Below are 26293 nucleotides of genomic sequence, written 5' to 3'. Positions count from 1 at the left end.
AACCAGAAAAACCCTGCGAATTCGCAAAAAAATATGCGCGGGGTTCGCCGCCAGCTTTGCTGAGCTCAGCGGATGGGAAGCGTAAGCGTCGCTTCCAGTCCACCACCGTCGCGATTTGCGAGCACTATTTCACCGCGCGCCTCGCGCACGATTGCCCGTGCGAGCGCCAGGCCGAGCCCGATTCCGCCCGTGTCGCGATTGCGCGAGCTTTCCAGCCGGGTGAACGGCTCGAACACATCGGCGATACGCTCGGGCGGAATGCCGGGCCCGCGATCTGCGACCATGATGGATACCGCATCGATGCCGCGAACCACCGACACCTCCGCCGCCCCCGCATACTTAACCGCATTCTCGATCAGGTTGCGCACGGCACGGCGGATCAGCGACGGACGCAGACGCACCGGCAGCCGCGCCGCCTCGTCGAACGTCACCGCATGGCCGAGGTCGCGGAAATCCTCCACCACCGCGTCCACCAGCGCGGCGAGATCGACCTCGGTGAGAGGTTCGCTTGGACGACCAAGCCGGGCGAGGCTCAGGATGTCGTCGAGCGTACGATTCATCTCCGCGATCGTATCTGCCATCCGCGCGCGATCGGCCTCGTCCTCAACCGATTCGATCCGCACGCGCAGCGCGGCGAGCGGTGTACGCAGATCATGCCCGATCGCGCCGAGCATCCGGTCTTTCTCTTCGAGCATCGCCCTGACGCGGATGCCCAGCGAATTATAAGCTGCGATCACGCTGCGCACGTCCGCTGGGCCTTGTTCAGGCACCGCCGCCGCATCGCCGTTCAGCGAGAAGCGCTGCGCATCGAGCGCCAGCGCCCGCAACGGGCGCGATATGCGCCGGGCCAGCCACAGCACAGGCACCAGCACGATGACATAGAGAATCAGCGTCTGGGCGATCAGCCATCCCAATATCGCCGGGCCCGGTGCGGGCCATTGCGCGCGCATTACAAGCCAGCCGTGCCCCGGTTGTTCCACCGCAATCAGCATCATCCGGCGCGGGCCATGAGCGCGGTCACGCAATTGCGCGCGGGCGGTGTCGCGTCGCGCTTCGGGCGCACCATGCAGCATCGCGGCATCGACCCGCCCGACGGCGACATTCATCCGCGCGAGATTGGCGCTGACCGCCTGTGCGACATCCTCGCGGCGCGGCAGATCGGCCGGGATCGGATTCACGGCGAGGCGTCGTATGCGGCCGCGATCGAATGGGCTGGGCCGCCCCTCCGCCTCGCGTTCGATAGCGTCAGCGATGCGTAGCGCGGGGACAGCCGCCGCCTGCTGGATGCGGTTGGTCGAACGATCGCGGACGATCAGTGCGAAGTTCACCGCCTGCGCCGCGAACAGCGCGATCGCCACCAGCAACGCCATCTGCCCAGCGAGACTGCGTGGCATGCCCGGCCGGATTGTCACAAGCGGGTGACTTCCGCCGCGAAGGTATAGCCGCCGCCCCATACCGTCTTGATGATCTCCGGCGTCTTGGGGTCGACCTCGATCTTGCGGCGCAGGCGGCTGATCTGGTTATCGATCGCGCGATCGAAGGCGGCGGCCTCGCGCCCCTGCGTCAGATCGAGCAACTGGTCGCGCGTCAGCACCTGACGCGGACGGCTGACGAGCGCGAGCAGCAGGTTGAATTCGCCGGTCGACAGCGGCACCGATACGCCGTCGCGATCGACCAGCGTCCGCTCGCCTGTCTTGAGCACGCGCCCGGCGAAGGCATAAGCGCCGCTTTCGGGCGCGCTTTGCCGCGTGCCCCCGGCCTGCATCCGGCGCAGTACTACCTTTATCCGCGCCGAAAGCTCACGCGGGGAAAAAGGCTTTACGACATAATCGTCCGCGCCCATCTCCAGCCCGACGATTCTGTCGGTCTCCTCGGCGCGTGCGGTAAGTAGGATGACGGGCAGATCACTCGTCTCGCGAATATGGCGACATAAGGAGAGCCCGTCTTCGCCCGACATCATGATATCGAGCACGATAAGATCGATCGCATAAGCCGCGAGCCGCGCGCGCGCCTGTTCCGCGTCCGCCGCTTGGGTGACGCGGAAGCCCTGTTTCGCCAGATAGGCGGCGAGCGGCTCTCGGATCGAGCGTTCGTCGTCCACAAGCAGAAGGTGCGGCGTTTCCCCCATCGCGTCGGCGTTTAGCATGTCGTCACTCCAAGAAAAGCGCCGGGTGGCCGGAGGATACCACCCGGCGCGATCGGCCGCGGCCGATCAGTTGGTGCGCGGGGCAGGAGCCGGCGGCGTTGTGCCGTCCGCCGGCGGCTGGGCGCGGCGATCGCGGCGCATTTGCACCCGCTCCTGCATCTTCTCGCGCATCTGTTGACGGGCCGCCGCGCGCTCCTGCGGATCGATCTTTCCGTCGTGGTTCAGGTCAACCCGGTCGAAACGCTCGATTGCCTTCTGGCGCCACTCTTCGCGAGTGATGACGCGGTTCGGGTCGCCGCCGCGCTCGCTCATCCCCATACCCATGCCGCCGCGATGTCCGCCCCAGCCGCCACGTTTGCCTGCACCATCCGCCATGGCGGCCGGATTTGCCTGATCGCCGCGGCGGGCCTGCCAGCGTTCACGCATCTTTTCGTGCATCTTTGCCCGCGCGGCCTGCATTTCGTCGCGCGTGATCTTGCCGTCATGATTGGTGTCGATCGCGTCGAACATCTTGTCCGCCTTCGCCAGAGCCTCTTCGCGAGTGACGGTGCGATCGGCCATACGGCCGTGCGTGGCGGCGCCGGGCGGCGGTGGTGTGGTTTGGGCGGAAGCGAGCGCCGGCGACATCAAGGCCAGCGCAGCCGATCCGATCGTCAGGGAGAGCAACAGCTTTTTCATTGTCGATCCTCGTGGTGCGGCGCGGGCGGTTCCCGGCCGTTACCACGAGGTCTAAAGGCGCCTTGTCGCGGGGATGTGTCGCTTGCGAACCGAAATTGTCGCAATTTGTCGCGCGACCTACGCAGTTTTATCCGAAGAGCGCGACCGACTGCATTTGCTCCGCCACCATCTCCCCTGCGGTGTTCCAGATGCCCATCTGCTGCGATGAACTGCCAGCGCGTGCGTAATCGGCGTTTGAGCGCAACAGCCACCAACCGTCCTTGGTCGTGGGCGCTGGGCCAAGCAGGTTCAGAATCCAGGTCATCGAACTCATCGGCACGTTGCGCCCGATCAGCCGCAAGGCAGCGGGCGGCAGGCAATCGCCGATCGCGATCAGTTCGACCATTGGGTCGATCCCGTCACGCTCATTCAGGCGGGTCCAGCGCAGCCATTCCGCAGGCTTCAAATCCGCTCCTTCGCGCCGATCGAGGAATTCGAAGTTGCGGGTGAAGGATACGTGGGCGTTGCCCTTGAACGTCGTGTCATTGGGGCCCGGACGCGGGAAATCGGGGAGGGTGGTGGTTTGATAATCCACCTCGCTTTCGATCGCGCGCATGAACACGAAGGTGCAGCGCAAGCCCAGCCCCGCCTCGCTCTCGATATCGGCCTGAATGAAGGCGGCATTCTTGCCGCGCCGCAGCCGGTGTGTGGTCACCAGAATCGGGCCGGAAAGCGGGCCGATAAATGAAACCTGCGCCGAACGCAGCGGCGGCAGATCTTCGTCCGATTGCATCGCGCAGTGCAACGCGATCGCCGCCGACAGGCCGCCATAAGCGGTGCGCCCCTGCAACCAATTGTCTGGGATCGTGCCGCGCCAGCCGCTGCGCTCGGCAAGCGGTTCGAGGCCATCGAGTATCTGTTTCAGGCTGATCATGCGAATTCCCCCGCCGCGAGCCGATCACGGAGCTCGCGCTTCAATACCTTGCCGATTGCGCTGCGCGGCAATTCACTCGCGACAAACAGGGCCGACAGCCGCTGCGTCTTGCCGAGCCGGGCATTGGCCCATTGGCGAATATCTTCCGTCGTCTCGCTCGCGCCGTCGCGGGGGACGTAGAAGCCGACGGGTGTCTCTCCCCATTCCTCGCTCGCCACGCCGACCACGGTGCAATCCGCCACCGCCGGGTGCCCGGCCAGCACCGCTTCGAGATCGGATGGGTAGATGTTGAACCCGCCGGAAATGATCATGTCCTTCTTGCGGTCCATCAGCGTGAGGAAGCCATCCTCATCGAACCGCCCGACATCGCCGTGCCGCAGCCAGCGATTGCCGTTCGCGTCAAACCATTCGGCGTCGCGCGTCGCCTGGGCGCGGCCGTGATAGCCGTTCATCATCGCGGGCGAGCGCCCGATGATCTCGCCAATCCCGCCCTCAGGCACTTCGTTGCCCTCTTCGTCGAGCAGCTTCGCCTCATGCCCCGGGGCGAGGCGGCCGACCGTGTGGAGCTTGTCCGGAAACTCGTCCGCGATCAGGATGAACGAGGCGCCCCCTTCGGTCATGCCGTAATATTCGACCAGCTTGCCCGGCCAGCGTGCGATCACATCGCGCTTCAGTTCGGCCTTGAACGGTGCCGAGGTGCAGGTCTTGAAGCGGAATGCGGAGAGATCGAAGCGATCGAAATCGGCGAGTGCCATGATCCGCTGATATTGCACCGGCACCAGCATCGTGTGCGTCGCGCGATATTGTTCCGCCAGTTCGAGGAAACGATGCGCCTCGAACTTCTTCATCAGCACGACGCTGCCACCCCATGCCAGCGTCGGCAGGAAGCTGACGAGCGTGGTGTTCGAATAAAGCGGCGTGGACAACAATGTCACCGCAGTATCGAAGCCCGCGCCGACATTGCGGGAGAAATGCTGCCAGCGCATCGCATGGCTCTGGACGATGCCTTTCGGTACGCCGGTGGTGCCCGACGAATAGATGATGTTGAAGCCATCGTCCGGCGCGATCTTTACCGGCGCGGGCGTTGCGTCTTCCAGGGCAAGCCAGTCGTTCAGCGCCTCCAGCCGTATGACGCGTGCGGCGAGCGCCTGGTCCTTCAGGGCATCCGCATTGGCGGCATCGAGGAAGACGAGATTGGCGCCACTATCCGCAACCATGCCCGCGATCTGCTCCGGCGTGGCGGAAGGCTGGATCGGCGCGGCGACGCTGCCTGCGCGCAATGCTCCCAGAAACACGATCGCCTGCTGCACCGATGGATAGGCAACCATCGCCACCGCCTGGCGCTGTGCGGTGCCGTCGCGTTGCAACGCGGCGGCCACGCGATCCATCGCCCGGTTCAGTTCCGCATAATTCACCTGCGAATCCTCGTCCGCAATGGCGAGTTTTTCCGGCTGGCTGTTTGCATGGGTGCGAATGAGGTCGGGCAGGAGCCCGAACGGCTCGGCGAGCATCACGGCGGCGTCGATCATGAACAACGGCGCTAGGCGATGCGATCGTCGAATGCCATACGCGATTTTCGAAAAAGCGTCAGGAGGGATGAATGAAGGGCTCTGTGGCGATCGTGACGGGTGGCGGCACTGGGATCGGCGCGGCGGTGGTGCGCCGACTCGCGCGGCGCGGGGTGGCTTGCGTTATCAACTACGCGCACAGCCGGGCCGAGGCGGAGGCGCTGGCGGCCGAGGTGGGGGCTGGGGCGATCGCCGTTCAGGCCGATATCACCGAAGATGCAGCTTGTCGTGCGCTTGTCGGAACGGCGCTGGAGCGCCTTGGGCGCATCGATTTCCTCGTCAACAACGCGGGGCGCACCAAGCATATGGCGCATGAGCGGCTCGAGGGGCTGGAGGCGGAAGATTTCATCGAAATCTATCGCCTCAACACGATCGCCGCGTTTCAGATGACGCGCGCAGCTTCGGCGGCTCTGGGTTCAAGTTCGCATGGGGCGGTCGTCAACGTGGCATCGGTCGCGGGCATTCACGGGATCGGCTCGTCGATCGCTTATGCAGCGTCGAAGGGCGCGATGATCACGATGACGCAAAGCCTTGCGCGAGTATTGGCGCCGAAGATCCGGGTGAACGCCGTGGCGCCCGGCTATGTCGGTACCGGCTGGTTCGAGAAGGCGTTGGGGGCGGAGGGCAAGGCCGCGCTGGACACGCGGATCGCAGGGATGACCCCGATGGCGATGGCCCCACAAGCGGACGACATCGCCGGCCCTGTCGAGATGCTGCTCGATCCCGCCGGCCGCGCGATCACCGGCGAAGTGTGGCGAGTGGACGCGGGCGCGCACCTCGATGTCGGGCTCAGCCGACGGCCGGGACGGGAGATGGGGTGAGGCATCGATCGCGAGGGCGATCGAGTTGCGCGGCGGGTGCCGGGCGCCGGGTGCATCTTGTTATGACGGATGCTGGTGGCAAGCGGTCGGGCAGCTTTGAGGCCGGAAGCTGCTATAGCTGCCGATCGTTAGGTGGTGATCAACGCGTGTGCCAGCAGACCCGCGAGGTAGGCGCTGAGCAGGCAAAGACCACCAGAGAAAGTCGTCACGAACCAAAAACCGATGGGATGCTCGTGCCGGGAGCATACGACAGTTTTGATCCGTCCAACCCCAGTGGCTAAGCTTTTGCGGGTATTGAAAAAGAAGATGATCGCCAACGCAATGAAGGCAATCGTCAAAAAACCAATGATGAGATTGTCGGACACCTCCAACTCATAACCTACGACGGAACGTCCGCAAACAGGATCGGGCCGTCTGGCAGCGAATGTCCAGCATTGGGGCGATACCCGCCGTGCTGACGTCCCCAAAAAATCAAACCTTCGCAGTCTGCCCGAACAGCATCTTCTTCGCCTCCTCGCTCAGCGTCTGCTGCTGCGGGGCCACCGCTTTACCCTTGGCGTAAGCGCGTTCGGTCGTGGGGCGGGCGCGGATCGCGGCGTGCCAGCGGGCGAGGTTGGGGAAATCGGCCATGTCCTGCCCCTGTATCTCGGGCAATATCCATGGATAGCTCGCCATGTCGGCGATCGTGTAGCTGTCGCCGATGATGAAATCGCGGCCCTCCAGTCGTCGGTCGAGCACGCCGTAGAGCCGATTGGTCTCCCGGACATAGCGATCGATGGCGTAAGGGATCTTCTCGGGCGCATAGCGGGTGAAATGGTGGTTCTGCCCCAGCATCGGGCCGAGGCCGCTCATCTGCCACATCAGCCACTGATTGACCTTGGTGCGCTCGCGCAGCCCGTTGCCGCCAAACTTGCCGGTCTTTTCCGCAAGGTAGAGCAGGATCGCTCCGGATTCGAAGATCGCGATGGGCTCGCCGCGGTCGGGCGGCATATGGTCGACGATCGCGGGCATGCGGTTGTTCGGCGCGATCGTCAGGAATTCGGGCTTGAACTGATCGCCGGCGCCGATGTTCACTGGCTTGATCGTATAATCGAGCCCGGCTTCCTCAAGAAACAGCGTGATCTTGTGGCCGTTCGGCGTCGGCCAGAAATGCAGATCGATCATTGGGCTTTCCCCTTCGCAACGGAGATGGGCCGGTGGAGCCCTTCACGCAAGCGCTCCGCGCCGCCGCACGACGCCAAACCAGATCGTCGCAAGCGAAAGCGCGGCCAATATCGCGGCGAGCAGAAAGGCGCTGCCGGGTGCGCCATGATCCGCGCCGAACGCCAGCGCCTGCGTCATAGCCAGTGGTCCGACGATCGACGAGATGCTGGAAAGGCTTGCCATCCCGCCTTGCAGCGCGCCCTGATGGCTCGCGTCCACACGGTTAGACAGGATCGCGTTGATCGACGGAAAGATCAGTCCGGTCAGTGCGCCGCCCAGGATCAGCGCATAAGCCTGCCATCCAGTCGTTACGAAGACGAATAGGGCGAATTCGATCACGCCGATCGCCAGCCCGATCAATACGGTGCGTTCCTCGCCAAAGCGGGCGATCGCGCGGCCGGTGAGGAGTATCTGCACTAGCATCATCGTCGCGCCGACGGCGGCGAGCGACCAGCCGATCGCGCGCGCATCCCAACCCAGCGCGATCTCCGCGTAGAACGACCATGTGGCCGGATAGACCATGTGCGCGATCTGCCACATCAATGCCGCCATGAGCAGCGGGGCCGCGCCGCCGGCGTGAAGCAGCGGGGCGAAGGCGCCGAACACATTGGCGCGCTTCCACTCGAACGGGCGGCGGCGTTCGCGTGGCAGCGTTTCCGGCATGATCAGCGCGATGGTCGCGGCATTGGCTAGCGCAAGGCAAGCCGCAGCGATGAACGGGGCACGAGGGCCCAGGGTCGAGAGCAGGCCGCCGATCGCAGGGCCGATGATGAAACCCGCGCCGAACGCCGCGCCGACCAGCCCAAAGGTGGCGCCACGCTTTTCCGGAGGAGTCACATCGGCGAGCACCGCGTTCACCGGGCCATAGGTCGCCCCGGTGATGCCCGCGATCACGCGTCCGAGAAACAGCCACCCGATCGTCGGGGCGAGGGCCATCAGCGCGTAATCGGCGGAAAAGGCGGTCATTGCGGCGAGCAACACCGGGCGCCGGCCGAACCGATCCCCGAGATTGCCCAGTACTGGCCCTGCGAAGAACTGTGCCACCGCGAACGCGATCAGCATGTAGCCGCCGATGCGGGTCGCATCGGAAAGGCCGACATGCGCAAGCTCGACGATGAGCGTCGGCAGCACGGGGGCGACAATCCCAAACCCGATCGTGTCGATCAGCACGGCGGCCAGCGCGATCGGCACCGCGCGATGGTGGAAACGGATCAAATAGCCCCCTTGTTTCGCGATCCGGCGCGGCCGCGCCCGTCGTTTGGACGATATTCTATCGATTCACGATTGCGCTGTCCCTTTGCATCTTCGTGCGAGTCATGCGATGCCGGTGGCCATACCCGATCTTCAGATTTGCGAATCGTGGAGTAATGCCGATGGCAACTGTCGCCGACCTGGAACACCCCGCCGACAATCTCGAAACCTTCCGTCAGGAAGCGCGCACATGGCTCGGCGCGAATTTCCCGGCGGAATTGCGAGGGCATGACAACGCGATGTCGGCAGTTGAGGGGCCGACCGCTGAAACGCCGGCGCAAACGAAATGGCGCGAGGCGATGGGCGACAAGGGCTGGGGCGTGCCGACCTGGCCGAAGGAATACGGCGGGGGCGGGCTCTCTCGCGCGGAAGCCCGCGTATTGCAGGAGGAAATGGGGCGCATCGGCGCGTGGAATCCGATCGGCGGCATGGGCGTGATGATGTTCGGCCCAACCCTGCTCGAATATGGCAGCGAGGCGCAGAAACAACAGCATATTCCCGGCATCGTCCGTGGCGAGGTGCGCTGGTGTCAGGGCTATTCCGAGCCAGGCGCGGGCTCCGACCTTGCGAGCTTGCAAACCTTCGCCGAGGACAAGGGCGACCATTATCTCGTCAACGGCCAGAAGACGTGGACGAGCGGTGGCCAATGGGCGGACAAATGCTTCGCGCTGGTCCGCACGGACAAGTCGCAGAAACATGCCGGGATCAGCTTCCTGCTGCTCGATATGACGAGCGAAGGCGTCGAGACGCGGCCGATCCGGCTGATCTCCGGCTCGTCGCCGTTCTGCGAAACCTTTTTCACCAATGTGAAGGTGCCGAAGGAAAATCTCGTCGGGCGCGAAGGGCAGGGCTGGGAGATCGGCACCCGCCTGCTCCAGCATGAGCGCAATTCGCTTTCCGGTGGTGGCGGCTCGGCCGGACGGATGAACGCTGGCGAGCGTGTGGCGGATATCGCAAAGCGCTATCGTGATACCGACGCATCGGGGCGTCTCGTCGACGCCGATCTGCGCACCCGGATCATCAAGCATGAGATGGATCAGCGCGCCTTCGCGCTCACGCTGCGCCGCGCCGCACTTGAGGCAAAGGGTAATGCCGGCCCCTCGGCGGCGACCAGCGTGATGAAGAATGTCGGCGCGCGGATAACTCAGGATCGCGCCGAGTTGAACGTCGAGATCATGGGGTTGCAGGGGTTAGGCTGGGAGGGTGAGGGCTTCACGCCAGCCGAACTCGAACAGACGCGCACCTGGCTGTGGGGCAAAGCGGTGTCGATTTACGGCGGCTCCAGTGAGATTCAGAACAATGTGATCTCGAAGCGCATTCTGGGGATGCTGGATCACCAATAGTTCATAACGGTTAGACGCGAGGGAGCGAAAACCCAGCGTCTGGAGAGGGCCGGGTGGAGGAGGGTGCGCCAGATGCCCTCCTCCCCGGCAAATCCGAGAGGGAAAGAATATGGCGGCACTGAACGAAGAACAGGTGATGCTGCGCGATATGGCGCGCGAATGGGCCGATAACGAAAGCCCGATCGCCGCATTCCGCAAGCTGCGCGATGCAGGCACGGGCAAGGCCTTCGATAACGAGGCATGGGGTGCGATCGGCGGCATGGGCTGGGCCGGCATCGTTATCCCGGAGGAGTTCGGCGGATCGGCATTCGGCTATCTCTCGCTCGGGCTGGTCATGGAGCAGCTCGGCCGCAACCTCACCGCGTCGCCGCTCGCCTCGACGGCGGTTGCCGCGAGTGCGATCGCGATGGGGGCTTCGGAGAAAGCCAAGAGCGAATGGCTGCCGAAGCTCGCGGCGGGTGAGGCGGTGGCTACGCTGGCGATCGACGACGGCCCGTCTCACGACATGAAGATCGCGACGCGCGTTTCTGGCGGCAAACTCAGCGGCGTCAAAAACTTCGTCGCGGAGGGCGAAAGCGCGGATGTATTTGTCGTCGCCGCGACCGATGGCCTGTATCTTGTGGCGAAGGGCGACGGCGTGACGGTGGCCTCGCGCCACATGGCTGATAGCCGCAGCCACGCTGCCGTTACCTTCAAGGACGCGCCCGCCGAGAAGCTGGGCGATGCCGCGCTAACCCAGGCGATCGCAGATCGCGCCACCGCTGTGACCGCCGCCGAGATGCTGGGGATGGCGGACAGCGCGTTCCACCAAACGCTCGATTACCTCAAGCAGCGCGTCCAGTTTGGTCAATTGCTCTCCACCTTTCAGGCGCTCCAGCATCGCATGGCGAAAATGCTGACTGAGTTGGAACTGATGCGCTCCGCAGTCGAAGGCGCGCTGGAGGCGATTGATGCCGGGCGGTCGGATGTGGATCAGGCGGTCAGCCTCGCCAAGGCGGTGGCGAATGATACACTGCGCCTCGTCAGCCGCGAGATGGTGCAACTCCATGGCGGCGTGGGGATGACTGACGAATATGATGCGGGCCTTTATCTGAAGCGTGCGGCGGTGCTGGAAGCGATGTGGGGAACGGCATCCTATCACCGTGATCGCTTTGGGCGGCTCAACGGTTACTAAAATGAGGCTATTCGGCCAGGGTCGGATAAAATAAAACTATTTCAAGACATTGGATGATATTTTGGCGTCGAGGCGAGGCTTCGGCGCCGTTTTTTTTGGCGCGCGGCAGTGGTCGACGACCGTGTGCGCCGCCTGCCGGAGCGCGCGATCTTCTGGCGGAGGCGCCGGCGGCCACTTCGGCGCGCGGAGCAGCATAACGAGAAATGCGGCGCCAAAATTATTGTGACGAATCGATGCGTTAGGCGGTGATCTGCGTATTTTTACGGACGCCTTTGGCATCACCGTTATCGATGCGAGGGGCTGCTGCTGTGAGCATGTTCATGGTAGCGCAAATTGTAAAAATTTGAACGCCTATGTTGTTGTTTTTAATGCTATCGCCATTGCTAATGGGTGAGGGGCGAAATGGCGGACTCGGATAACTCGCCCGTCACTTTTTGGCGGGCGAGTGAAAGATTTGCGGGACTGGTAACGGGGTTTCACCGTTTCCGGCTTGGACTTCCTGCTGCCGCGCCTTTTCAGGATGTTTTCTTTCCAAGCTTTGCGACTATTCGTTTCGCCATCGAAAACCCGCAGCCTTGGTCGATGCGTCTTGGCACGCGACGGTTCGAAATGCCGCTTTCCTCCTTTACCGGGCCCACCAACGTCGCCGGTTGGGTGGAGGCGCAGGGAGGTACTGTAGTCGGTATTGGGCTGCATGCCGAAGGATGGGCGCGGCTGTTCGGTGGTGACCTTTCCGCATATGCCAACAGGGTCGTCCCGCTCTCCGCGCTCGATATGGGGGCGGACGCGCTGCGTGAAACGCTGGACAGGGATAGGCATCCGCCGGCGGCGTTTGAACAATGGCTCGATCGCCTGCTGGCCTCGCATCGGGTGGTCGATCCAAGGCTCGCGCGGTTGGAAGCACTGATCACCGATGCGACGGTGATGCGGATCGAAATGCTGGCCGAGGAACTGAATCTTACCGCGCGGCAACTTGGCACGCTGACGCGGCAGAATTTCGGTTTCACCCCCAAGGTGCTGCTACGCCGCCGCCGTTTTCTTCGGGCGCTGAGTGTCACGCTGGATGCCGCGCCCGAGGAATCCGGCGGGTTGCTGGCGGCGGCAGGCTATTGGGATCGCTCGCACTTCCTGCGCGATGCGCACCTCTTCCTAGGCTGCTCGATCCGCGAATTCCGTCAGCGGCGCGGGCCGCTCCATGCGCTGGTCATGCAGACGCGTGCCGACGTGCTAGGCGCGCCGGTTTAGCGCGGGAACGTCGATCCGGGTTAATCCGCGATCACGCGATCGTCGAACAGGCCAAAGGTGAGGGTCGAGGCGTAAAGCGCGATGGCTCGCTCGCGCGGCATCGACCAGGCCCATTTGCGCATATCGAACGCCGCATTGAGAAACGCCATCAGCGCCTGCGCCGCGATCAGCGCATCGACCGGGCGAATCGTCCCTTCTGCGACGCCGTCGGAGATCGTGCCCGCGAAGCGCCGCGCGATACGGTTCGATCGCTCCACCATCACCTGCCGCACGCCGATCGGCAGGGCGGTGAGCGCGGTGGTGCGGAGCAACGGCCCGAGTTCGGAGAATTGCACGTCAAGCAGCGTCGAGATCGCTGCCGCCAGCCGCTCCCAATGGCTGCCGCCCTGTTCGTCGGCGAGGCGCTGCGCGGCGGCGATCGTGTCGAAGCTGCGCTTGTAACAGGCGACGACCAGATCGTCCTTGGCGTCGAGATGATGGTAGAAGCTGCCCTTGGTCACGTTCAATTCGGACGCGATCCGCTGCACCGATGCGCCGCGATAGCCGAGTTCGTTGATCAGCCGAGTCGCAGCGAGCAGGAACGCTTCGCGCCCCGGCACCGTCTCGTCATGCGGCAGATCGATTGGTTCGGGCCGCCAGACGGCGTGCGGCCCGGCGATGCCGTGACGGAACACGTCCATCAGCCGTGCTTCGGCCCGGCCATATTGATCGGGTTCGTAACGCCCCAGCCAGACGGGCAGCCAGAAGGTGTTTTCCAGCAGCACGTGCGCGCGCGCGCCCTTTAGATCGGTCTCGTCGCGGGTTTCCGCCGGGCCCCATAGCAGGCGGGTGCGCCGAAACACTTCGCGCCAGCGGGCCATCAGCCGTGATCGCACCGGCTCATCCATTGCGCGTAGATCCGAAAGGCCGGCCATCTGCCGTTCCTCCCCGCGCTGAACCCGAGCCAATCGCGCCATGTTGAGCGCGAGATAGCGTTCGACGCGCGCCTCCGGCGTCGGCTCCGTCATCGCCTGATCGAGCATGTGGAGCAGCAAATCGAGCGTATGCTCGAACGCGGCCGCGGCCAGATCCTCCTTGCGCTTGAAATAATAAGTGACGCTGGTGGTGTTCAGCCCTACGCGCCGCGCCACATCCGCGAAGGTCATGCCCTTCGCGCTCTGTTCGTTGATTGCGTCAGCGGCCGCAGCAAGGATCGCGTCACGCTTCGCCCGAAAACGGCGCGTGCTCGTATCCTCCCCCCGGCCGGTTTCCCCAGAGCCGTGCATCCAGCCACTCTAGCAGCAAGATTTCGAAGAAACAGTCCCTTTTGTGCGCCCGTTTCCGCGAGCATTTATATGGGGCGAAATGATGATTCGATCGCTTTACCGAAAGATGGGTACGGTCTAGAGCGGTTACGAAACAGCCTTTGGAGGGATGCAATGGACTTCACGCTGACCGAGCGCGAAACCTATTTCCGGGACCGGGTACGCGATTTCATCGACCAGCATATTCGACCCCGGCAGGAAGAATATGAGCGTCAGCACCACGAGGGCGATCCCTGGAAGGTGCTTCCGGTGATCGAGGAGGTGAAGGCCAAGGCCAAGGCTGCGGGGCTGTGGAATTTCTTCATGCCGCCGCATTCCGGGCAGACGCATGTTGACGACACGTTCGAATTCGAGGGCACGCAGCTTACCAATCTCGAATATGCTTTGTGCGCCGAGGAAATGGGCAAGATCGGCTGGGCCAGCGAATGCTTCAACTGCTCCGCGCCGGATACCGGCAATATGGAAGTGCTCCATCGTTATGGCACGCTGGAGCAGAAGGAGCGGTGGCTTCGTCCGCTGATGAACGGCGAAATCCGTTCCGTCTTCCTGATGACCGAACCGGCGGTCGCCTCGTCCGACGCGACCAACATCGAGACGCGGATCGAGCGTGACGGCGATCATTACGTCATCAACGGCCGCAAATGGTGGTCGTCGGGCGTGGGGGATCCGCGCTGCAAGATCGGCATCCTGATGGGCAAGACGAGCTTCGAGGGCTCACGCCACCAGCAGCAGAGCCAGATTCTCGTTCCGATGGACACGCCGGGCGTCAAGGTCGAGCGGATGCTGTCGGTTTATGGTTACGATCATGCGCCGCATGGCCATGGCGAGGTGAGCTTCACCAACGTCCGCGTGCCGGTGGAAAATCTGTTGCTCGGCGAAGGGCGCGGGTTTGAGATCGCACAGGGCCGTCTCGGGCCGGGCCGCATCCACCACTGCATGCGCACGATTGGCGTGGCCGAGGTTGCGATCGAAAAGATGGCGAAGCGCCTTGTTAGCCGTATCGCTTTCGGCAAGCGACTGTCCGACCATAGCGTGTGGGAACAGCGCATCGCGCGCGCGCGCATCGATATCGAGATGACGCGCCTGCTGTGCCTCAAGGCGGCCGATCTGATGGACAAGGCCGGCAACAAATCCGCCAAGCTCGAGATCGCGATGATCAAGGTCTATGCCCCGAATATGGCGCTTCAGATCATCGATGATGCGGTGCAGGCGCATGGTGGCGGGGGCGTGGCAGAGGATTTCGGTCTCGCGCATGCCTGGGCTTCGATGCGCACGCTGCGGCTCGCGGATGGGCCGGACGAGGTGCACGCCCGTGCGATCGCGCGCGACGAGTTCGGCAAATATGCTGACTGGAAAGCCGAACGCCCGGTGCCGCATCAGGGGAGCGACGTGTCGAGCGGGGATATCGGCGTTTCGCGCTGATATCACCCGCCGGCGCTGACCGGAAAAATGGGACATGATAGCGCCGTCGGCTCCGGTCGCGGCGAGGATATCGATAGGAGAGGCGCATGAAAGCCGCCGTTTTATTCGAAGCCAAGAAGCCGCTGGAGGTGACGGACGTCCTCGTCTCCAAGCCGGCCGCGCATGAAGTGCTGATCCGCACGCTGGCGTGCGGTGTGTGCCGGTCAGACCTGCATTTCGTCGACGGCGCCTATCCGCATCCCCTGCCAGCGATTCCGGGCCATGAGGCTGCCGGCATTGTAGAGGCGGTGGGTGAGGAAGTGCGCACGGTGAAGCCGGGCGATCATGTCGTTACCTGCCTTTCCGCCTTCTGCGGGCACTGCGAGTTCTGCGTCACCGGGCGGATGTATCTGTGCCTTGGCGCCGATACGCGGCGCCCGGCTGGCGCGGAGCCGCGCTTGCGGCTCGCCAACGGCGACCCGGTCAATCAGATGCTCAATCTGTCGGCCTATGCCGAGATGATGCTGGTGCATGAACATGCCTGCGTCGCGATCGACCGGAATATGCCGCTCGATCGTGCCGCGCTGATCGGTTGCGCGGTGACGACGGGGGCCGGCGCGGTGTTCAACACTACGGACGTGTCTCCGGGCGAAACGGTATGCGTCGTCGGGTGCGGGGGCATCGGGCTTGCTGCGGTCAACGCCGCGAAGATCGCCGGCGCTGGCAAGATCATCGCGCTCGATCCGGTGCCGGAAAAGCGCGCCATCGCGGAGAAGCTGGGCGCGACGCACAGCTATGATCCGATGGCGGAAAATGTCGTCGCCGAAGTGATCGAGGCCACGAAGGGTGGTGTCGACCACGCGATCGAAGCGGTCGGTCGGCCGCAATCGGCCGCGACCTCCGTGGCCGTGCTTCGGCGTGGTGGCACGGCAACGATCCTCGGCATGATGCCGCTTAGCGAGAAGGTCGGCCTGTCGGCGATGGACCTGCTCTCCGGCAAGCGGCTGCAAGGCGGGATCATGGGTTACAACCGCTTCCCGGTCGATATCCCTCGTCTGGTCGATTTCTATCAGCGCGGGCTGCTCGATCTCGACACGATCATTGCCGATCGGATGCCGCTCACCCGTATCAATGAAGCGTTCGATGAGCTCCGCAAGGGCGATGCGACGCGCAGCGTGATTGTATTCGATCAATGAGCGACAGCAGCCTTCAGACCGAAATTGCCGAACGCGACCAGCTCGATACCGGGAGGTTAGAGGCGTGGATGAGCGAAAACGTGCCGGAATTCGTCGGCCCGCTCAGCTACGCGAAGTTCGCGGGTGGACAATCCAATCCGACTTACAAGCTCACCACCCCCGGTCGCAGTTACGTGCTGCGGCGCAAGCCGATGGGCGAATTGCTGCCCTCGGCGCATGCGGTCGATCGCGAATATCGCGTGATCGCGGGGCTTCATCCGACGGGCTTCCCCGTGCCGCGCCCGTTCGGGCTGTGCGAGGACGATGCGGTGCTCGGATCGGCCTTTTACGTCATGGAGATGGTGGAAGGCCGCACGATCTGGGACGGCGCTTTCCCGGGCATGGATGTCGATACGCGCCGCGCGCATTATAATGCGATGATCGACACGCTGGCCGAGCTTCATAACGTCGATTATGTTGCGGCGGGGCTGGAGACATTCGGCCGCCCCGGCAATTATTTCGAGCGGCAGGTTTCGCGCTGGACCAAGCAATATCGCGGCGCCGAGACCGAGCATATGGAATCGATGGAGCGGCTGATCGAGTTTCTGCCGCGCACATTGCCGCCGCAGACCCGCACGTCGATCGTCCACGGCGATTATCGCTGCGACAATATGAAGTTCGCGCCGGGGCTGGAGCCGCGCGTAGCGGCGGTGCTCGACTGGGAGCTTTCGACGCTGGGCGATCCTATCGCGGACCTGTCCTATTTCCTCATCTCCTGGGTGACGGAGCCGGAAGGGCGCTCGGGCGTGAAGGGCATGACCGGCCCTGAAACCGGTATCCCGACGCTGGAAGAAGTCGTCGCGCGCTATTGCGAGAAGACCGGGCGTGACGGGCTGCCCGATCTCAACTGGTATATTTCGTTCAACCTCTTCCGCCTCGCCGCGATCGTGCAGGGCATCAGGAAAAGGTTCCTGATCGGCACCGCCTCCAATGCCAATGCTGAGGCGACCAGCGCGCGCGTGCCGCTGCTCGCGGACGCGGCATGGGAATTCGCGGTCAAGGCGGGCGCGTAACGATAGGGATTTTTCGATGTCGCTATTCGATCTGACCGGGAAGGTCGTCCTCATCACCGGCTCTTCGCGCGGGATCGGCAAGGCCTCCGCCATCGCCTGTGCGGAACAGGGGGCGAAGGTCGTCATCTCCAGCCGCAAGCAGGATGCCTGCGACGCGGTGGCGCAGGAGATCAACGATCGGTTCGGCGCGGGCAGGGCGATCGCAATTGCCGCCAACATCTCGGACAAGGCGGGGTTGCAACACCTCGTCGACGAGACGCGGCGCGCGTTTGGGCGGGTCGACTGCCTTGTCTGCAATGCGGCCTCGAATCCTTATTATGGGCCGCAGGAGGGGATTGCGGACGAACAGTTTCGCAAGATCCTCGATAACAACATCATCTCGAATCACTGGCTGATCTCGATGGTCGCGCCGGAGATGAAGGCGCGCGGGGACGGATCGATCGTCATCGTCTCCTCGATCGGCGGCCTGCGTGGATCGACGGTGATCGGTGCTTATTGCATCTCCAAGGCCGCCGACATGCAGCTCGCGCGCAATCTGGCGCATGAATATGGGCCGCATGGCATTCGCGTGAATTGCATCGCGCCGGGCTTGATCAAGACCGATTTCGCCAAGGCGCTGTGGGAAGACGAATCCGCCGTCGCCGAGCGCAACCGCACCACTCCGCTGCAACGCATCGGCGAGCCCGAGGAGATCGCGGGCGCGGTCGTCTATCTCGCGTCGAAGGCGAGCGGCTTCATGACGGGCCAGGTGATGGTGATCGACGGCGGCGTGACGATCTGAACAGGAGAGCGGGAATGGCAAGGTTTACCGACAAATCGATCATCGTCACCGGCGCCGGATCGGGCATCGGGCGCGCCGCCGCGACCCTGTTCGCAGCAGAGGGCGGTAAGGTGATCGTCGCCGACCTGACGGACGGTGCGGAGGCGACCACTCAGGCGATCCGCGAGGCGGGCGGCGTGGCTCAGGCGATCCGTATGGACGCGGGTTCCGAAGCGGATGTGGTGAAGACGATCGAGCTTGCCTGCGATAGGTACGGCGGCCTCGACGTGATGTTCGCCAACGCGGGCATCTCCGGCGGCATGGCAAATATCTTCGATACCGATGTGGCGCTGATCACCGAAGTGCTGCGCGTCAATCTGATCGGCCCCTATCTGGCGATCAAGCACGCGGCACCCCGCATCGCCGAACGCGGCAAGGGTGCGATCATCCTGACCGCCAGCGTCGCGGGCATCCGTTCGGGCGCGGGTTCGCCGGCCTATTCGGCATCCAAGGCGGGGGTCATCAATCTGACGAAGGTTTCCGCGCAGCAGCTTTCCGGCTCGAATGTCCGCGTCAACGCGATCTGCCCGGGTCTTACCGAAACCGGCATGACGCGCCCGACATTCGATTATGCACGCGACGCGGGAAAGATGGATCGGCTCGGTCGGCTCAACCCGCTGCGCCGCGGCGCGCAGCCGGAGGAACTGGCGAAGGTCGCGCTGTTCCTCGCCTCAGACGACGCGAGCTACGTCAACGGGCAGGCGATCGCGGTGGATGGCGGCCTGTCATCGAGCCATCCTGTGACCAAGCAGGAATATGGACGAACTGCGGTTTAGGCGCAGGCGACGAGAGCGGCGTGCTATCGTCGAAGGTTCATACAGTTCATGCGATTGAACGTTTCGCGGGGTCGATGAGCGTCGCCTATCTGAGGATGTAAAAGAGCGCGGGTAGCGGCCTTGACCTCTCGATAAACGAGCAAATTGTCATAAGCGGCGCGTTGCACGGCAGTTGCGTTGGACGGCGTCGCACAAGCGTGGGCCGAATGTAACGATTGTTCGGGCGGCTGCTTGTGGGTGGGGAGCGGTCAGGCAAGTATGGGCAATTAAGCTCGGTTAGCGAGCGTTCGGACGAAGCCAGCTTGGTGTCGTTCGTTTCACGTGCGCGACCCGCCCAAGTTGAACACTCGGCCGACCAAACGCCGTGCCCACCACTTTGCCGGAAACATCCGCCTGAAAGAAGCGCCGCTGCGGCGGCTCGCTGAACGGATTTCCTGCGTTCACAGGCATGGTAAAGTCTTCTGGCAGAACGGCAACAACACCGCCATCGCATGCGACGGGGAACATGCTCGGCCGGGCCTCGTAGCCAGCTAAGATCAGGACCGTCCCCCGAAACGTCGCCCCCTGTTGCAGGTCACTCGCTTGCCAACACGATGGAAGGCGCGGGGGCGTCGAGTCGCACGCCCCGAGCGTCACTGCTGCGATTAGGGCCAGTCCGATGCGGCGGTGGCTATCGACGCCCGACGTGATGCTCATATCGCTAAGGTGCACTGCTGAACCAACGTCCGCAATCAGCAAGCGAGCGTTAAGCTCCGAACGTCACCATCTGCGGCGATTGTCGCAAATCGGACGCTATCTCGGCCCGCGGGCGCGGGTTCTGCGTACAGAGCCCCGTCAATTCACGCCGCCGTCCAGCGATCCACCACCTTCGCCAGTACGCCGAGCGGGACGCCGCCGGTCTGCACCACCGTATCGTCGAAGCCGCGCACGTCGAATCGGGGGCCCATCTTTGCCTTCGCCGTGTCGCGCAGACGGTTGATTTCGTTGTGGCCGGTCTTGTAGCCGAGCGCCTGACCCGGCCAGGTGCAATAACGGTTCAGCTCCGATCGGGCCTGGCTGGCGGTGAACCCGGTGGTGGCCATGAACCAGCGCATCGCCTGCTCCATCGTCCAGCGTTTGTGATGCAGTCCGGTGTCGGCGACCAGTCGTGCCGCGCGGAAGTTCATCGATTGCAGATAGCCGATCCGGCCGAGCGGATCGTCGTGGTAGAACCCCACCTCGTCGGCGATCTGCTCCGCGTACAGGCCCCAGCCTTCGGAATAAGCATTGAAGCTCAGCAAAGTGCGGATCAGCGGCAGATCGAACGTATATTCGCCCTGCCAGATATGCCCCGGAATGCCTTCGTGGAACGTCAGGGTGGGGAGCGAAAATCGCGGCCAGATGCCGGTATCGCGCAGGTTGATGTAATAAGTGCCGGGAATCTTGCCGTCGATCGACCCCGGCCCGGCATAGCCATTGGGTGCGCCATCCTGAATCGCCGGCGGCACGCGCTTGATGTTCAGGTTGCCGCGCACGAGCTTGCCGAATGCCTTGGGCATCAGCGGGCGAACCTTCGCCACCACGCTGTTGAGATAGGCGAGCAACTCCGCGCGACCGGCATCGGTGTTGGCGAACAACAGGTCAGGCCGCTTACCGAGCGCCGCAAGCCGCTCGCCGGTCGTGCCCTGCGTCAGCCCCTGTGCGCGAAGCAGCGGATCCATCTCCGCCGCCAGCGCCTTGCATTGTTCGAGGCCGGCGGCATGGATTTCCGCGGGCGTGCGCTTGGTCGTGGTGCCCGCTTCGACCAGCCAGCCGTAAATGTTCTCCGCATCCGGGACCCGCCACATGCCCGCGACATCGGGAGCCTTGGGGCGCAGCGCGACGAAGGCATCGGACTGCGCCGACAGCGCGGGCGCGATCTCCTGCTCCGCGATCGAGGTGGCGCGCGCGGTCCAGTCGCCCGGCACGTTCGCCGCCCGCGCCTTTGTGCCCAGCCCGGTGACGATCGCCCATTCGGCTGGATTGGCCGCGCCATCGCGAAGCTGGCGCGCGGTGATGTCATTGAGGAAGCCGGGAAGGTAAACGCCCTTGGCCGCGTCTGTCTTCAGCCGTTCGGTCTCGTCGCGTACTTCCTGGGCATAAGCTCGCATCCGGGCGAGATATGCCTCGGCATCGGCCGTGTCGGCCACCTGATGCTTGTTCTCCAGCAGGTCGGGCACGTCGACGAACGCGCTATTGCCCTGGCTGACGACGTAGGGCGTGGAGCGATATCCATTGGCAGACAGGAACGCCATGTCGCCCACGGGCATACGTCGCCAGCCGTCGAGCGCGATCTCATGCGCGACCGTCACGGTCTCGACATGGGTAGTGACGGTGGGGGAGAGGCTCTTCAGGTCGATCGCCTTGAGTTCGGAAAGGCGCTTTGCTGCGTCCACCCGGCGCTTCGCCTCGGCGGCGGCGCTGTGATCGCTCAACGTGGATTTGAGCGCTGCGCGCTTGCCGGTGTCGATGCCGAGGAAGGCGGCATTTTCAGGATAGGTCGCAAGCAACGCCTCGGCCTGCCGATCGAGGAGTGCCATCGCGCCTGCGTCTCCCGAGGCCGTGGCGGCGCGCACCGGAAACGCTGTGGTTACGCCCAGCGCGGCGGCGCCCATAACGAACCCGCGACGATCTATCTGCATGGCGACTGCCCTTTTTACCTGACTGCCTTTACGCGCGCGGCTCGCGCTGGCGGATCAACCCCTCCTGCGCGACGCTGGCCACAAGCCGCCCGTCTCGGGTGAAAACCTGACCGCGATTCATTCCGCGCGCGTGCCCGGCCCATGGGCTGTCGGTGGAATAGAGCAGCCAGTCGTCGGCGCGGAAATCCTCGTGCAGCCACACCGCATGATCGAGGCTTGCGCTCTGGAAGCCGGGCGTCGTCCAGTTCACGCCATGCGGCAACATGCAGGTGCCGAGCAGCGACATGTCGGAGGCATAGGACAGGATCGCGCGGTGAATCGCGGGATCGTCCGCCACCGGCGCGACGATGCGGAACCAGCTATGCTGGATCGGCGCGGTCGGCGTGGGGTTGAACCATTTGCGCGGATAGACCGGGCGAATCTCAATCGGGCGCGGGCGGGTGAGCTGCTGGCGGAAGCGCTCATCGACGTGCGGGCTTTCGCGCGCGCGGATTTCCGCTTCACTCTCCAGATCCTCGGGCGCGGGCACATCGGGCATCTGGTCCTGATGGTGGAAGCCTTCCTCCGGCACCTGGAACGACGCCGCCATGTTCAGGATTGGCGCGCCGCGCTGCATCGCGATGATCCGGCGGGTGGCGAAGCTGCGTCCCTCGAAATCGCGAACTACGCGATAGATGATCGGATAATTCTCGTCGCCCGGCCGCATGAAATAAGCGTGGAGCGAATGCGCAGTCTTCGGCGCTTCAGTTGAGCGTTGCGCGGCCTGCAAAGCTTGCGCGATCACCTGTCCGCCGAACACCCGCCCGACTCCACCTTTCGATCGGCGCCCGCGATAAAGATCGGTGTCGATCTCCTCCACATCGAGCAGATCGACGAGATCGGCGGTGAGTTCTGCTGGGGTGGGTGGGGTATCTGACACGTGGATCGGCTCCGTTCGGGCTGGCTCGTCTGAAATCGCGATCTGCGTAGATGCAACAGCCGCCCCCCGGCAAGCGCGGGGCGGCTGTCGTGTTCAGTAACCGGCCGTCCGCGCGAGCAGATCGGCGTGGAAATTGGCATCGCCGAACAACTCGGCCAGCACGCGCTGACGCTTCATATAGAAACCGATGTCATATTCGTCGGTCATGCCGATGCCGCCATGCATCTGCACGCCTTCCTGCACGCTAAGCATGGTCGCGATGCCGGTCATCGCCTTGGCGACGGAAACGGCGGTGTCTGCCTTTGCATCGCCCGCGTCGAGCAATTGCTGGGCCTTGAGCACGGCGGCGCGGGCGACTTCCATCTCGCTGTAAAGATGGGCGGCGCGGTGCTGGAGCGCCTGGAAGCTGCCGATCAGCGTGCCGAACTGTTTGCGCTCACGCAGGTAGGTGACGGTCATATCCATCGCGCCCGCGCCGACCCCGAGCATCTCGGCTGCGGCGCCTGTGCGGCCCGCACGGAGCAGGCGGCCGAGCGGATCGCGGCCGCCATCTACCTGACCGATCACCGCATCGGCATCGACCTCGACGCCGTCGAACTCGATCCGCGAGGCGAGGCTGGTATCGGCCAGCCGCTCGGGCGTGATGGTCATTTTCGCGGCGCCCTGCGGCACCGCGAACAGCGTGACCCCGGCATCGTCATCGGGCGCGCCGGCAGTGCGCGCAGCGACGATCAGCAGATCGGCGACATGGCCGTGGGTAACGAACTGCTTCTTGCCGGTGAGGCGGAAGCCGTTGCCGGAACGCTCCGCCTTCAGCCCGACATTTGAACGATGCTTGGCGCCTTCGTCGATAGCCAATGCGGCGACCGTCTCGCCATTCAGGATGCCGGGATACCAGCGGTCGGCGTGCCCGGTGCCCTTCAGCGCCTCGACCGCTGCAACAGCGGTGGAGAGGAACGGGGAGGGGGAGAGATTCCGCCCGATCTCCTCCAGCACCACGCCGGCCTCGACATGGCCGAGGCCAAGGCCGCCCTGATCCTCACCGATCAGGATGCCGGTGAAGCCCATGTCGGCGAATTGCTTCCACAGATCGCGGCTGAAGCCGGTTTGATCATTGTCATCGCGCAGCTTGCGCATGTGCTTGATGGGCGCGTGCTCAGCGACGAAATCCTTCGCTGTATCGCGCAGCATCGACTGTTCATCGTTCAGAAAAAGCGGCATTATTTTGCTCCGTCGTCCCAGCGATGCCGGGGGCGAGTGATGACTGGATGGCAGGCGATCAGGCGCCCGGCAGTTGCAGGATGCGCTTGGCGATGATGTTGAGCTGCACTTCCGATGTGCCGCCCTCGATCGAGTTCGCCTTGGTGCGCAGCCACGCCCGCGCCTCGCGGCCGTGTTCGGTGCGCTCGCTGTCCCATTCCAGCTCGTCCGAGCCGCCGGCCGCCATCATCAGCTCGTGACGCGACTTGTTCAGTTCCGTGCCGTAATATTTCATCATCGAGGGCTGGGCGGGGTGTGCTTTGCCGGCCTTCAGCTCGTCGATGAACCGCTCGGATTGCGCCGCGAATGCTTTCGCCCGCACCTCGAACAGCGCGATCTGGGCGCGGAGCAGCGGATCGGCGAGGCGCCCGTCGTCATCCAGCCCGATTGTCTTCATCGCGCCCTCGATCAACGGGTTCTTGCCGCCGCCGCCGAGCCCCATGCCGGAGATCATCTCGCGCTCATGGCCGAGCAGATATTTGGCGACGTCCCAGCCCTTGTTGAGTTCGCCGACCAGATTTTCCTTCGGCACTTTCACATTGTCGAAGAAGGTTTCGCAGAAGGGAGAGTAACCGGATATCAGCAGGATCGGCTTGGTCGACACGCCTGGTGAGGCCATGTCGAACAGCACGAAGCTGATGCCGTTATGTTTGTTCGTGGGATCGGTGCGGACGAGGCAGAAGATCCAGTCGGCCTTGTCGGCGTAGCTGGTCCACACCTTCTGGCCGTTGACGAGGAAGTGATCGCCCTTGTCCTCCGCCTTTGTGGCGAGGCTGGCGAGATCGGAGCCGGCGTTCGGCTCCGAATAGCCCTGGCACCAGCGGATTTCGCCGCGCACGATCTTGGGCAGATGCTCCTTCTTCTGCGCTTCATTGCCATATTTGAGCAGTGCCGGCCCAAGCATCGAGATGCCGAACGACGACAGCGGATTGCGCGCGCGGATGGCGGCCATCTCCTCGCGCAACACCTTGGTTTCCGCCGCCGAAAGGCCGCCGCCGCCATATTCCTTGGGCCAATCGGGCACGGTCCAGCCGCGCTCGCCCATGCGGTCCATCCACTGCTTCTGCGCGGGCGTCATCGCGCTCTGATCGCGGCCGCCCCAGACGGAATCCCTCTCGGTACGGACCGGCTCGCGCATTTCGGCCGGGCAATTCGCTTCAAGCCACGCGCGCGTTTCGGCGCGGAATTGTTCGAGGTCGCTCATTTCTTGCTCCATGCGAGTTCGTGCGCCGCACGCGCGGCGGCGATGGAAAGATGATCCTGATAGCGATCGGCGATCACCTGCAGACCGATCGGCAGCCCGCCCGCGCCGATCGCCATCGGCACGCTCGTCGCGGGCAGCATCGGGAAGGTGGCAAGGCCGGCCCAGGCGAATTGCGGGGAGAACGGCATGTCCTTCCCGTCGATTTCGAGCCGCCGGTCGAAAAGCGGCGTATCGTCATGCGGGAAGGCGGTGGTGCCGAAGATCGGCGCGATCACCGCGTCATATTCGCCGAACACCTCATGCCATTTGCGGAAATTGCGCGCCTGCTCGTCGGTCAGATCGAACCATTCGGCGAGCGTCGGCACACCGCGTTGCGGGTCCGGCGCGCCACGCGACATCGCGATGTTGAGCATGTGCATGTAATGGCGATGCTGCGTCGCGAGATCGGGCACCAGCGCGCTGCGATCGTCCACCCGCGCACCGGCATTGGCGAAGGCATCCCCGACATGGCGCAGCGTCGCGCGCATTTCGGCCGAGATCGGCGCTTCCGGATGATCGGCGAGTATCAGGATGCGCCAGTCGCCCGGCTTGCGCGGCGCGGCCGCAGCGACGGGGTGATCGGCGAGCACATCGAGCGCGACATCGAGATCGTCGGCGTTGCGGGCCATCGGGCCGGCGACGCTGAGGGCCTGGGTCGCACCATCCTTGCCCGGCGGCTGATGGCCCGTGGTGGAAAGCAGGTTGAAGGTCGGCTTGAGCCCCCATACACCGTTATAGGCGGCCGGGGTGCGGACCGATCCGCCGATATCGGTGCCAATCTCCAGCGGCACCATGCCGGCCGCGAGCACGACCGCACTGCCGCCCGATGAGCCGCCGGCCGAGCGCGCGTGATCGTGCGGGTTCACGGTGCGGCCGTAGATCGGGTTGACCGATTGCACGTCCGCCAGCCCGACCGGCACATTGGTCTTGCCGAGGATGATCGCGCCGGCGCCCTTGAGCCGCTTCACCAGCTCGGCATCGTCCTGCGCGACGAAATCGCGATGCTCCTCAAACCCACGCGTGGTGCGCAGGGCAGCGACGTCGAAGCTCTCCTTCACCGTCATCGGCACGCCGAGCAGCGGAGCGTTGAAGCCCTTGCCGATGCGCTGATCGAGTTCGGCGGCAGCGTGGCGGGCTCGCGCGAAATCACGCACCACCACGGCGTTCAGCGGCCCGTCTCGCGCCTCGATCCGGGCAATTGCCGCTTCGGTTTCGAGCAGTGCAGTGGTTTCGCCCGCGCGGACGGCGGCGACTGTCTCAAGGGCGGAGCGTTCGGTCATCGGGGGGACTCCAGCATTTCACGGATATCGATCACCCCGG

The 26293-nt window shown here is 64.1% G+C and carries 24 protein-coding genes; 10 read left to right on the top strand and 14 right to left on the bottom strand.

What is annotated here, in order from left to right; all coding sequences use genetic code 11:
• Nucleotides 1–65: 65 nt before the first annotated feature.
• The 3 genes from P0Y64_01190 to P0Y64_01180 form a co-directional block, all read right to left on the bottom strand.
• The gene (locus tag P0Y64_01190; GenBank protein ID WEK43485.1) at nt 66–1394 is read right to left on the bottom strand and encodes an ATP-binding protein; all 1329 of its coding nucleotides are present in this window, start codon (nt 1392–1394) and stop codon (nt 66–68) included.
• Nucleotides 1395–1408: 14 nt separating this feature from the next.
• Nucleotides 1409–2128, bottom strand: a complete 720-nt coding sequence (locus tag P0Y64_01185; GenBank protein WEK44931.1) for a response regulator — start codon at nt 2126–2128, stop codon at nt 1409–1411.
• Between the two features lie 84 nt (nt 2129–2212).
• A complete protein-coding gene (locus tag P0Y64_01180) occupies nt 2213–2656 on the bottom strand; it encodes a hypothetical protein (protein WEK43484.1) in 444 nt (147 codons plus the stop codon).
• 61 nt (nt 2657–2717) lie between these two features.
• Here P0Y64_01180 and P0Y64_01175 point away from each other — a divergent pair, with 61 nt between their 5' ends.
• Nucleotides 2718–2879, top strand: coding sequence for a hypothetical protein (locus P0Y64_01175; protein ID WEK43483.1), 162 nt, complete (start codon nt 2718–2720; stop codon nt 2877–2879).
• Between the two features lie 72 nt (nt 2880–2951).
• Here P0Y64_01175 and P0Y64_01170 read toward each other — a convergent pair whose 3' ends face one another.
• Together P0Y64_01170 and P0Y64_01165 are read right to left on the bottom strand one after the other, a co-directional pair.
• Entirely contained in the window at nt 2952–3737 is a 786-nt protein-coding gene (locus tag P0Y64_01170) for a thioesterase family protein (GenBank protein WEK43482.1), read from the bottom strand.
• Nucleotides 3734–5266, bottom strand: a complete 1533-nt coding sequence (locus tag P0Y64_01165; protein ID WEK43481.1) for a class I adenylate-forming enzyme family protein — start codon at nt 5264–5266, stop codon at nt 3734–3736. Before P0Y64_01165 ends, P0Y64_01170 begins: the two co-directional genes overlap by 4 nt.
• Nucleotides 5267–5337: 71 nt before the next feature.
• Here P0Y64_01165 and P0Y64_01160 point away from each other — a divergent pair, with 71 nt between their 5' ends.
• Entirely contained in the window at nt 5338–6126 is a 789-nt protein-coding gene (locus P0Y64_01160; protein WEK43480.1) for an SDR family NAD(P)-dependent oxidoreductase, read from the top strand.
• 128 nt (nt 6127–6254) lie between these two features.
• Here P0Y64_01160 and P0Y64_01155 read toward each other — a convergent pair whose 3' ends face one another.
• From P0Y64_01155 to P0Y64_01145, 3 genes are all read right to left on the bottom strand, one after another.
• Nucleotides 6255–6491: a hypothetical protein gene (locus P0Y64_01155; GenBank protein WEK43479.1), complete on the bottom strand. Its 237-nt coding sequence runs from the start codon at nt 6489–6491 to the stop codon at nt 6255–6257.
• 106 nt (nt 6492–6597) lie between these two features.
• Entirely contained in the window at nt 6598–7290 is a 693-nt protein-coding gene (locus tag P0Y64_01150) for a glutathione binding-like protein (GenBank protein WEK43478.1), read from the bottom strand.
• Between the two features lie 42 nt (nt 7291–7332).
• Nucleotides 7333–8544, bottom strand: a complete 1212-nt coding sequence (locus P0Y64_01145; protein WEK43477.1) for an MFS transporter — start codon at nt 8542–8544, stop codon at nt 7333–7335.
• Between the two features lie 158 nt (nt 8545–8702).
• Here P0Y64_01145 and P0Y64_01140 point away from each other — a divergent pair, with 158 nt between their 5' ends.
• From P0Y64_01140 to P0Y64_01130, 3 genes are all read left to right on the top strand, one after another.
• On the top strand, nt 8703–9923 hold the full coding sequence (locus tag P0Y64_01140; GenBank protein ID WEK43476.1) for an acyl-CoA dehydrogenase family protein: 1221 nt from the start codon (nt 8703–8705) through the stop codon (nt 9921–9923).
• A 109-nt stretch (nt 9924–10032) separates the two neighbouring features.
• Entirely contained in the window at nt 10033–11097 is a 1065-nt protein-coding gene (locus P0Y64_01135; protein WEK43475.1) for an acyl-CoA/acyl-ACP dehydrogenase, read from the top strand.
• A 582-nt stretch (nt 11098–11679) separates the two neighbouring features.
• A complete protein-coding gene (locus tag P0Y64_01130; GenBank protein ID WEK43474.1) occupies nt 11680–12342 on the top strand; it encodes a helix-turn-helix domain-containing protein in 663 nt (220 codons plus the stop codon).
• A gap of 20 nt (nt 12343–12362) precedes the next feature.
• Here the strand turns inward: P0Y64_01130 and P0Y64_01125 are convergent, their stop codons facing one another.
• The gene (locus P0Y64_01125) at nt 12363–13607 is read right to left on the bottom strand and encodes a TetR/AcrR family transcriptional regulator (GenBank protein WEK43473.1); all 1245 of its coding nucleotides are present in this window, start codon (nt 13605–13607) and stop codon (nt 12363–12365) included.
• Between the two features lie 153 nt (nt 13608–13760).
• Between P0Y64_01125 and P0Y64_01120 the strand changes: the two genes are divergently transcribed.
• From P0Y64_01120 to P0Y64_01100, 5 genes are all read left to right on the top strand, one after another.
• Entirely contained in the window at nt 13761–15068 is a 1308-nt protein-coding gene (locus P0Y64_01120) for an acyl-CoA dehydrogenase family protein (GenBank protein WEK43472.1), read from the top strand.
• An 86-nt stretch (nt 15069–15154) separates the two neighbouring features.
• The gene (locus P0Y64_01115) at nt 15155–16243 is read left to right on the top strand and encodes a Zn-dependent alcohol dehydrogenase (GenBank protein ID WEK43471.1); all 1089 of its coding nucleotides are present in this window, start codon (nt 15155–15157) and stop codon (nt 16241–16243) included.
• Nucleotides 16240–17295 (top strand): phosphotransferase family protein, encoded by a 1056-nt coding sequence (locus P0Y64_01110; protein ID WEK43470.1) that lies wholly within the window; start codon nt 16240–16242, stop codon nt 17293–17295. The genes P0Y64_01115 and P0Y64_01110 overlap by 4 nt, the downstream gene beginning before the upstream one ends.
• Nucleotides 17296–17311: 16 nt before the next feature.
• Nucleotides 17312–18076: an SDR family oxidoreductase gene (locus P0Y64_01105; protein ID WEK43469.1), complete on the top strand. Its 765-nt coding sequence runs from the start codon at nt 17312–17314 to the stop codon at nt 18074–18076.
• Between the two features lie 14 nt (nt 18077–18090).
• On the top strand, nt 18091–18891 hold the full coding sequence (locus P0Y64_01100; protein WEK43468.1) for an SDR family NAD(P)-dependent oxidoreductase: 801 nt from the start codon (nt 18091–18093) through the stop codon (nt 18889–18891).
• Between the two features lie 839 nt (nt 18892–19730).
• Here P0Y64_01100 and P0Y64_01095 read toward each other — a convergent pair.
• The 5 genes from P0Y64_01095 to P0Y64_01075 all read right to left on the bottom strand — a co-directional run bounded on the left by P0Y64_01095 (nt 19731) and on the right by P0Y64_01075 (nt 26253).
• Nucleotides 19731–21551 carry a DUF885 family protein gene (locus P0Y64_01095; protein WEK43467.1) on the bottom strand — a complete coding sequence of 607 codons (1821 nt, stop codon included), beginning with the start codon at nt 21549–21551 and terminating at the stop codon, nt 19731–19733.
• 28 nt (nt 21552–21579) lie between these two features.
• Nucleotides 21580–22470: an acyl-CoA thioesterase II gene (locus P0Y64_01090; GenBank protein WEK43466.1), complete on the bottom strand. Its 891-nt coding sequence runs from the start codon at nt 22468–22470 to the stop codon at nt 21580–21582.
• A gap of 93 nt (nt 22471–22563) precedes the next feature.
• The gene (locus P0Y64_01085) at nt 22564–23691 is read right to left on the bottom strand and encodes an acyl-CoA/acyl-ACP dehydrogenase (protein ID WEK43465.1); all 1128 of its coding nucleotides are present in this window, start codon (nt 23689–23691) and stop codon (nt 22564–22566) included.
• A 58-nt stretch (nt 23692–23749) separates the two neighbouring features.
• Nucleotides 23750–24934 carry an acyl-CoA dehydrogenase family protein gene (locus P0Y64_01080; protein WEK43464.1) on the bottom strand — a complete coding sequence of 395 codons (1185 nt, stop codon included), beginning with the start codon at nt 24932–24934 and terminating at the stop codon, nt 23750–23752.
• Entirely contained in the window at nt 24931–26253 is a 1323-nt protein-coding gene (locus P0Y64_01075; protein ID WEK43463.1) for an amidase family protein, read from the bottom strand. Before P0Y64_01075 ends, P0Y64_01080 begins: the two co-directional genes overlap by 4 nt.
• Nucleotides 26254–26293: the final 40 nt, after the last annotated feature.

It is taken from the genome of Candidatus Sphingomonas colombiensis, from assembly GCA_029202845.1.
Lineage (GTDB): Bacteria > Pseudomonadota > Alphaproteobacteria > Sphingomonadales > Sphingomonadaceae > Sphingomonas > Sphingomonas colombiensis.
This window is presented reverse-complemented; position numbering and strand designations above follow the sequence as displayed.

What these genes read in the sequence shown, in the direction of transcription:
- P0Y64_01190 (WEK43485.1), bottom strand. Translation starts at nt 1,394, where the DNA reads ATGCCACGCAGTCTCGCTGGGCAGATGGCGTTGCTGGTGGCGATCGCG.
- P0Y64_01185 (WEK44931.1), bottom strand. Translation starts at nt 2,128, where the DNA reads ATGGGGGAAACGCCGCACCTTCTGCTTGTGGACGACGAACGCTCGATC.
- P0Y64_01180 (WEK43484.1), bottom strand. Translation starts at nt 2,656, where the DNA reads ATGTTCGACGCGATCGACACCAATCATGACGGCAAGATCACGCGCGAC.
- P0Y64_01170 (WEK43482.1), bottom strand. Translation starts at nt 3,737, where the DNA reads ATGATCAGCCTGAAACAGATACTCGATGGCCTCGAACCGCTTGCCGAG.
- P0Y64_01165 (WEK43481.1), bottom strand. Translation starts at nt 5,266, where the DNA reads ATGATCGACGCCGCCGTGATGCTCGCCGAGCCGTTCGGGCTCCTGCCC.
- P0Y64_01160 (WEK43480.1), top strand. Translation starts at nt 5,338, where the DNA reads ATGAAGGGCTCTGTGGCGATCGTGACGGGTGGCGGCACTGGGATCGGC.
- P0Y64_01150 (WEK43478.1), bottom strand. Translation starts at nt 7,290, where the DNA reads ATGATCGATCTGCATTTCTGGCCGACGCCGAACGGCCACAAGATCACG.
- P0Y64_01140 (WEK43476.1), top strand. Translation starts at nt 8,703, where the DNA reads ATGGCAACTGTCGCCGACCTGGAACACCCCGCCGACAATCTCGAAACC.
- P0Y64_01135 (WEK43475.1), top strand. Translation starts at nt 10,033, where the DNA reads ATGGCGGCACTGAACGAAGAACAGGTGATGCTGCGCGATATGGCGCGC.
- P0Y64_01130 (WEK43474.1), top strand. Translation starts at nt 11,680, where the DNA reads ATGCGTCTTGGCACGCGACGGTTCGAAATGCCGCTTTCCTCCTTTACC.
- P0Y64_01125 (WEK43473.1), bottom strand. Translation starts at nt 13,607, where the DNA reads ATGCACGGCTCTGGGGAAACCGGCCGGGGGGAGGATACGAGCACGCGC.
- P0Y64_01120 (WEK43472.1), top strand. Translation starts at nt 13,761, where the DNA reads ATGGACTTCACGCTGACCGAGCGCGAAACCTATTTCCGGGACCGGGTA.
- P0Y64_01115 (WEK43471.1), top strand. Translation starts at nt 15,155, where the DNA reads ATGAAAGCCGCCGTTTTATTCGAAGCCAAGAAGCCGCTGGAGGTGACG.
- P0Y64_01110 (WEK43470.1), top strand. Translation starts at nt 16,240, where the DNA reads ATGAGCGACAGCAGCCTTCAGACCGAAATTGCCGAACGCGACCAGCTC.
- P0Y64_01105 (WEK43469.1), top strand. Translation starts at nt 17,312, where the DNA reads ATGTCGCTATTCGATCTGACCGGGAAGGTCGTCCTCATCACCGGCTCT.
- P0Y64_01100 (WEK43468.1), top strand. Translation starts at nt 18,091, where the DNA reads ATGGCAAGGTTTACCGACAAATCGATCATCGTCACCGGCGCCGGATCG.
- P0Y64_01095 (WEK43467.1), bottom strand. Translation starts at nt 21,551, where the DNA reads ATGCAGATAGATCGTCGCGGGTTCGTTATGGGCGCCGCCGCGCTGGGC.
- P0Y64_01085 (WEK43465.1), bottom strand. Translation starts at nt 23,691, where the DNA reads ATGCCGCTTTTTCTGAACGATGAACAGTCGATGCTGCGCGATACAGCG.
- P0Y64_01080 (WEK43464.1), bottom strand. Translation starts at nt 24,934, where the DNA reads ATGAGCGACCTCGAACAATTCCGCGCCGAAACGCGCGCGTGGCTTGAA.
- P0Y64_01075 (WEK43463.1), bottom strand. Translation starts at nt 26,253, where the DNA reads ATGACCGAACGCTCCGCCCTTGAGACAGTCGCCGCCGTCCGCGCGGGC.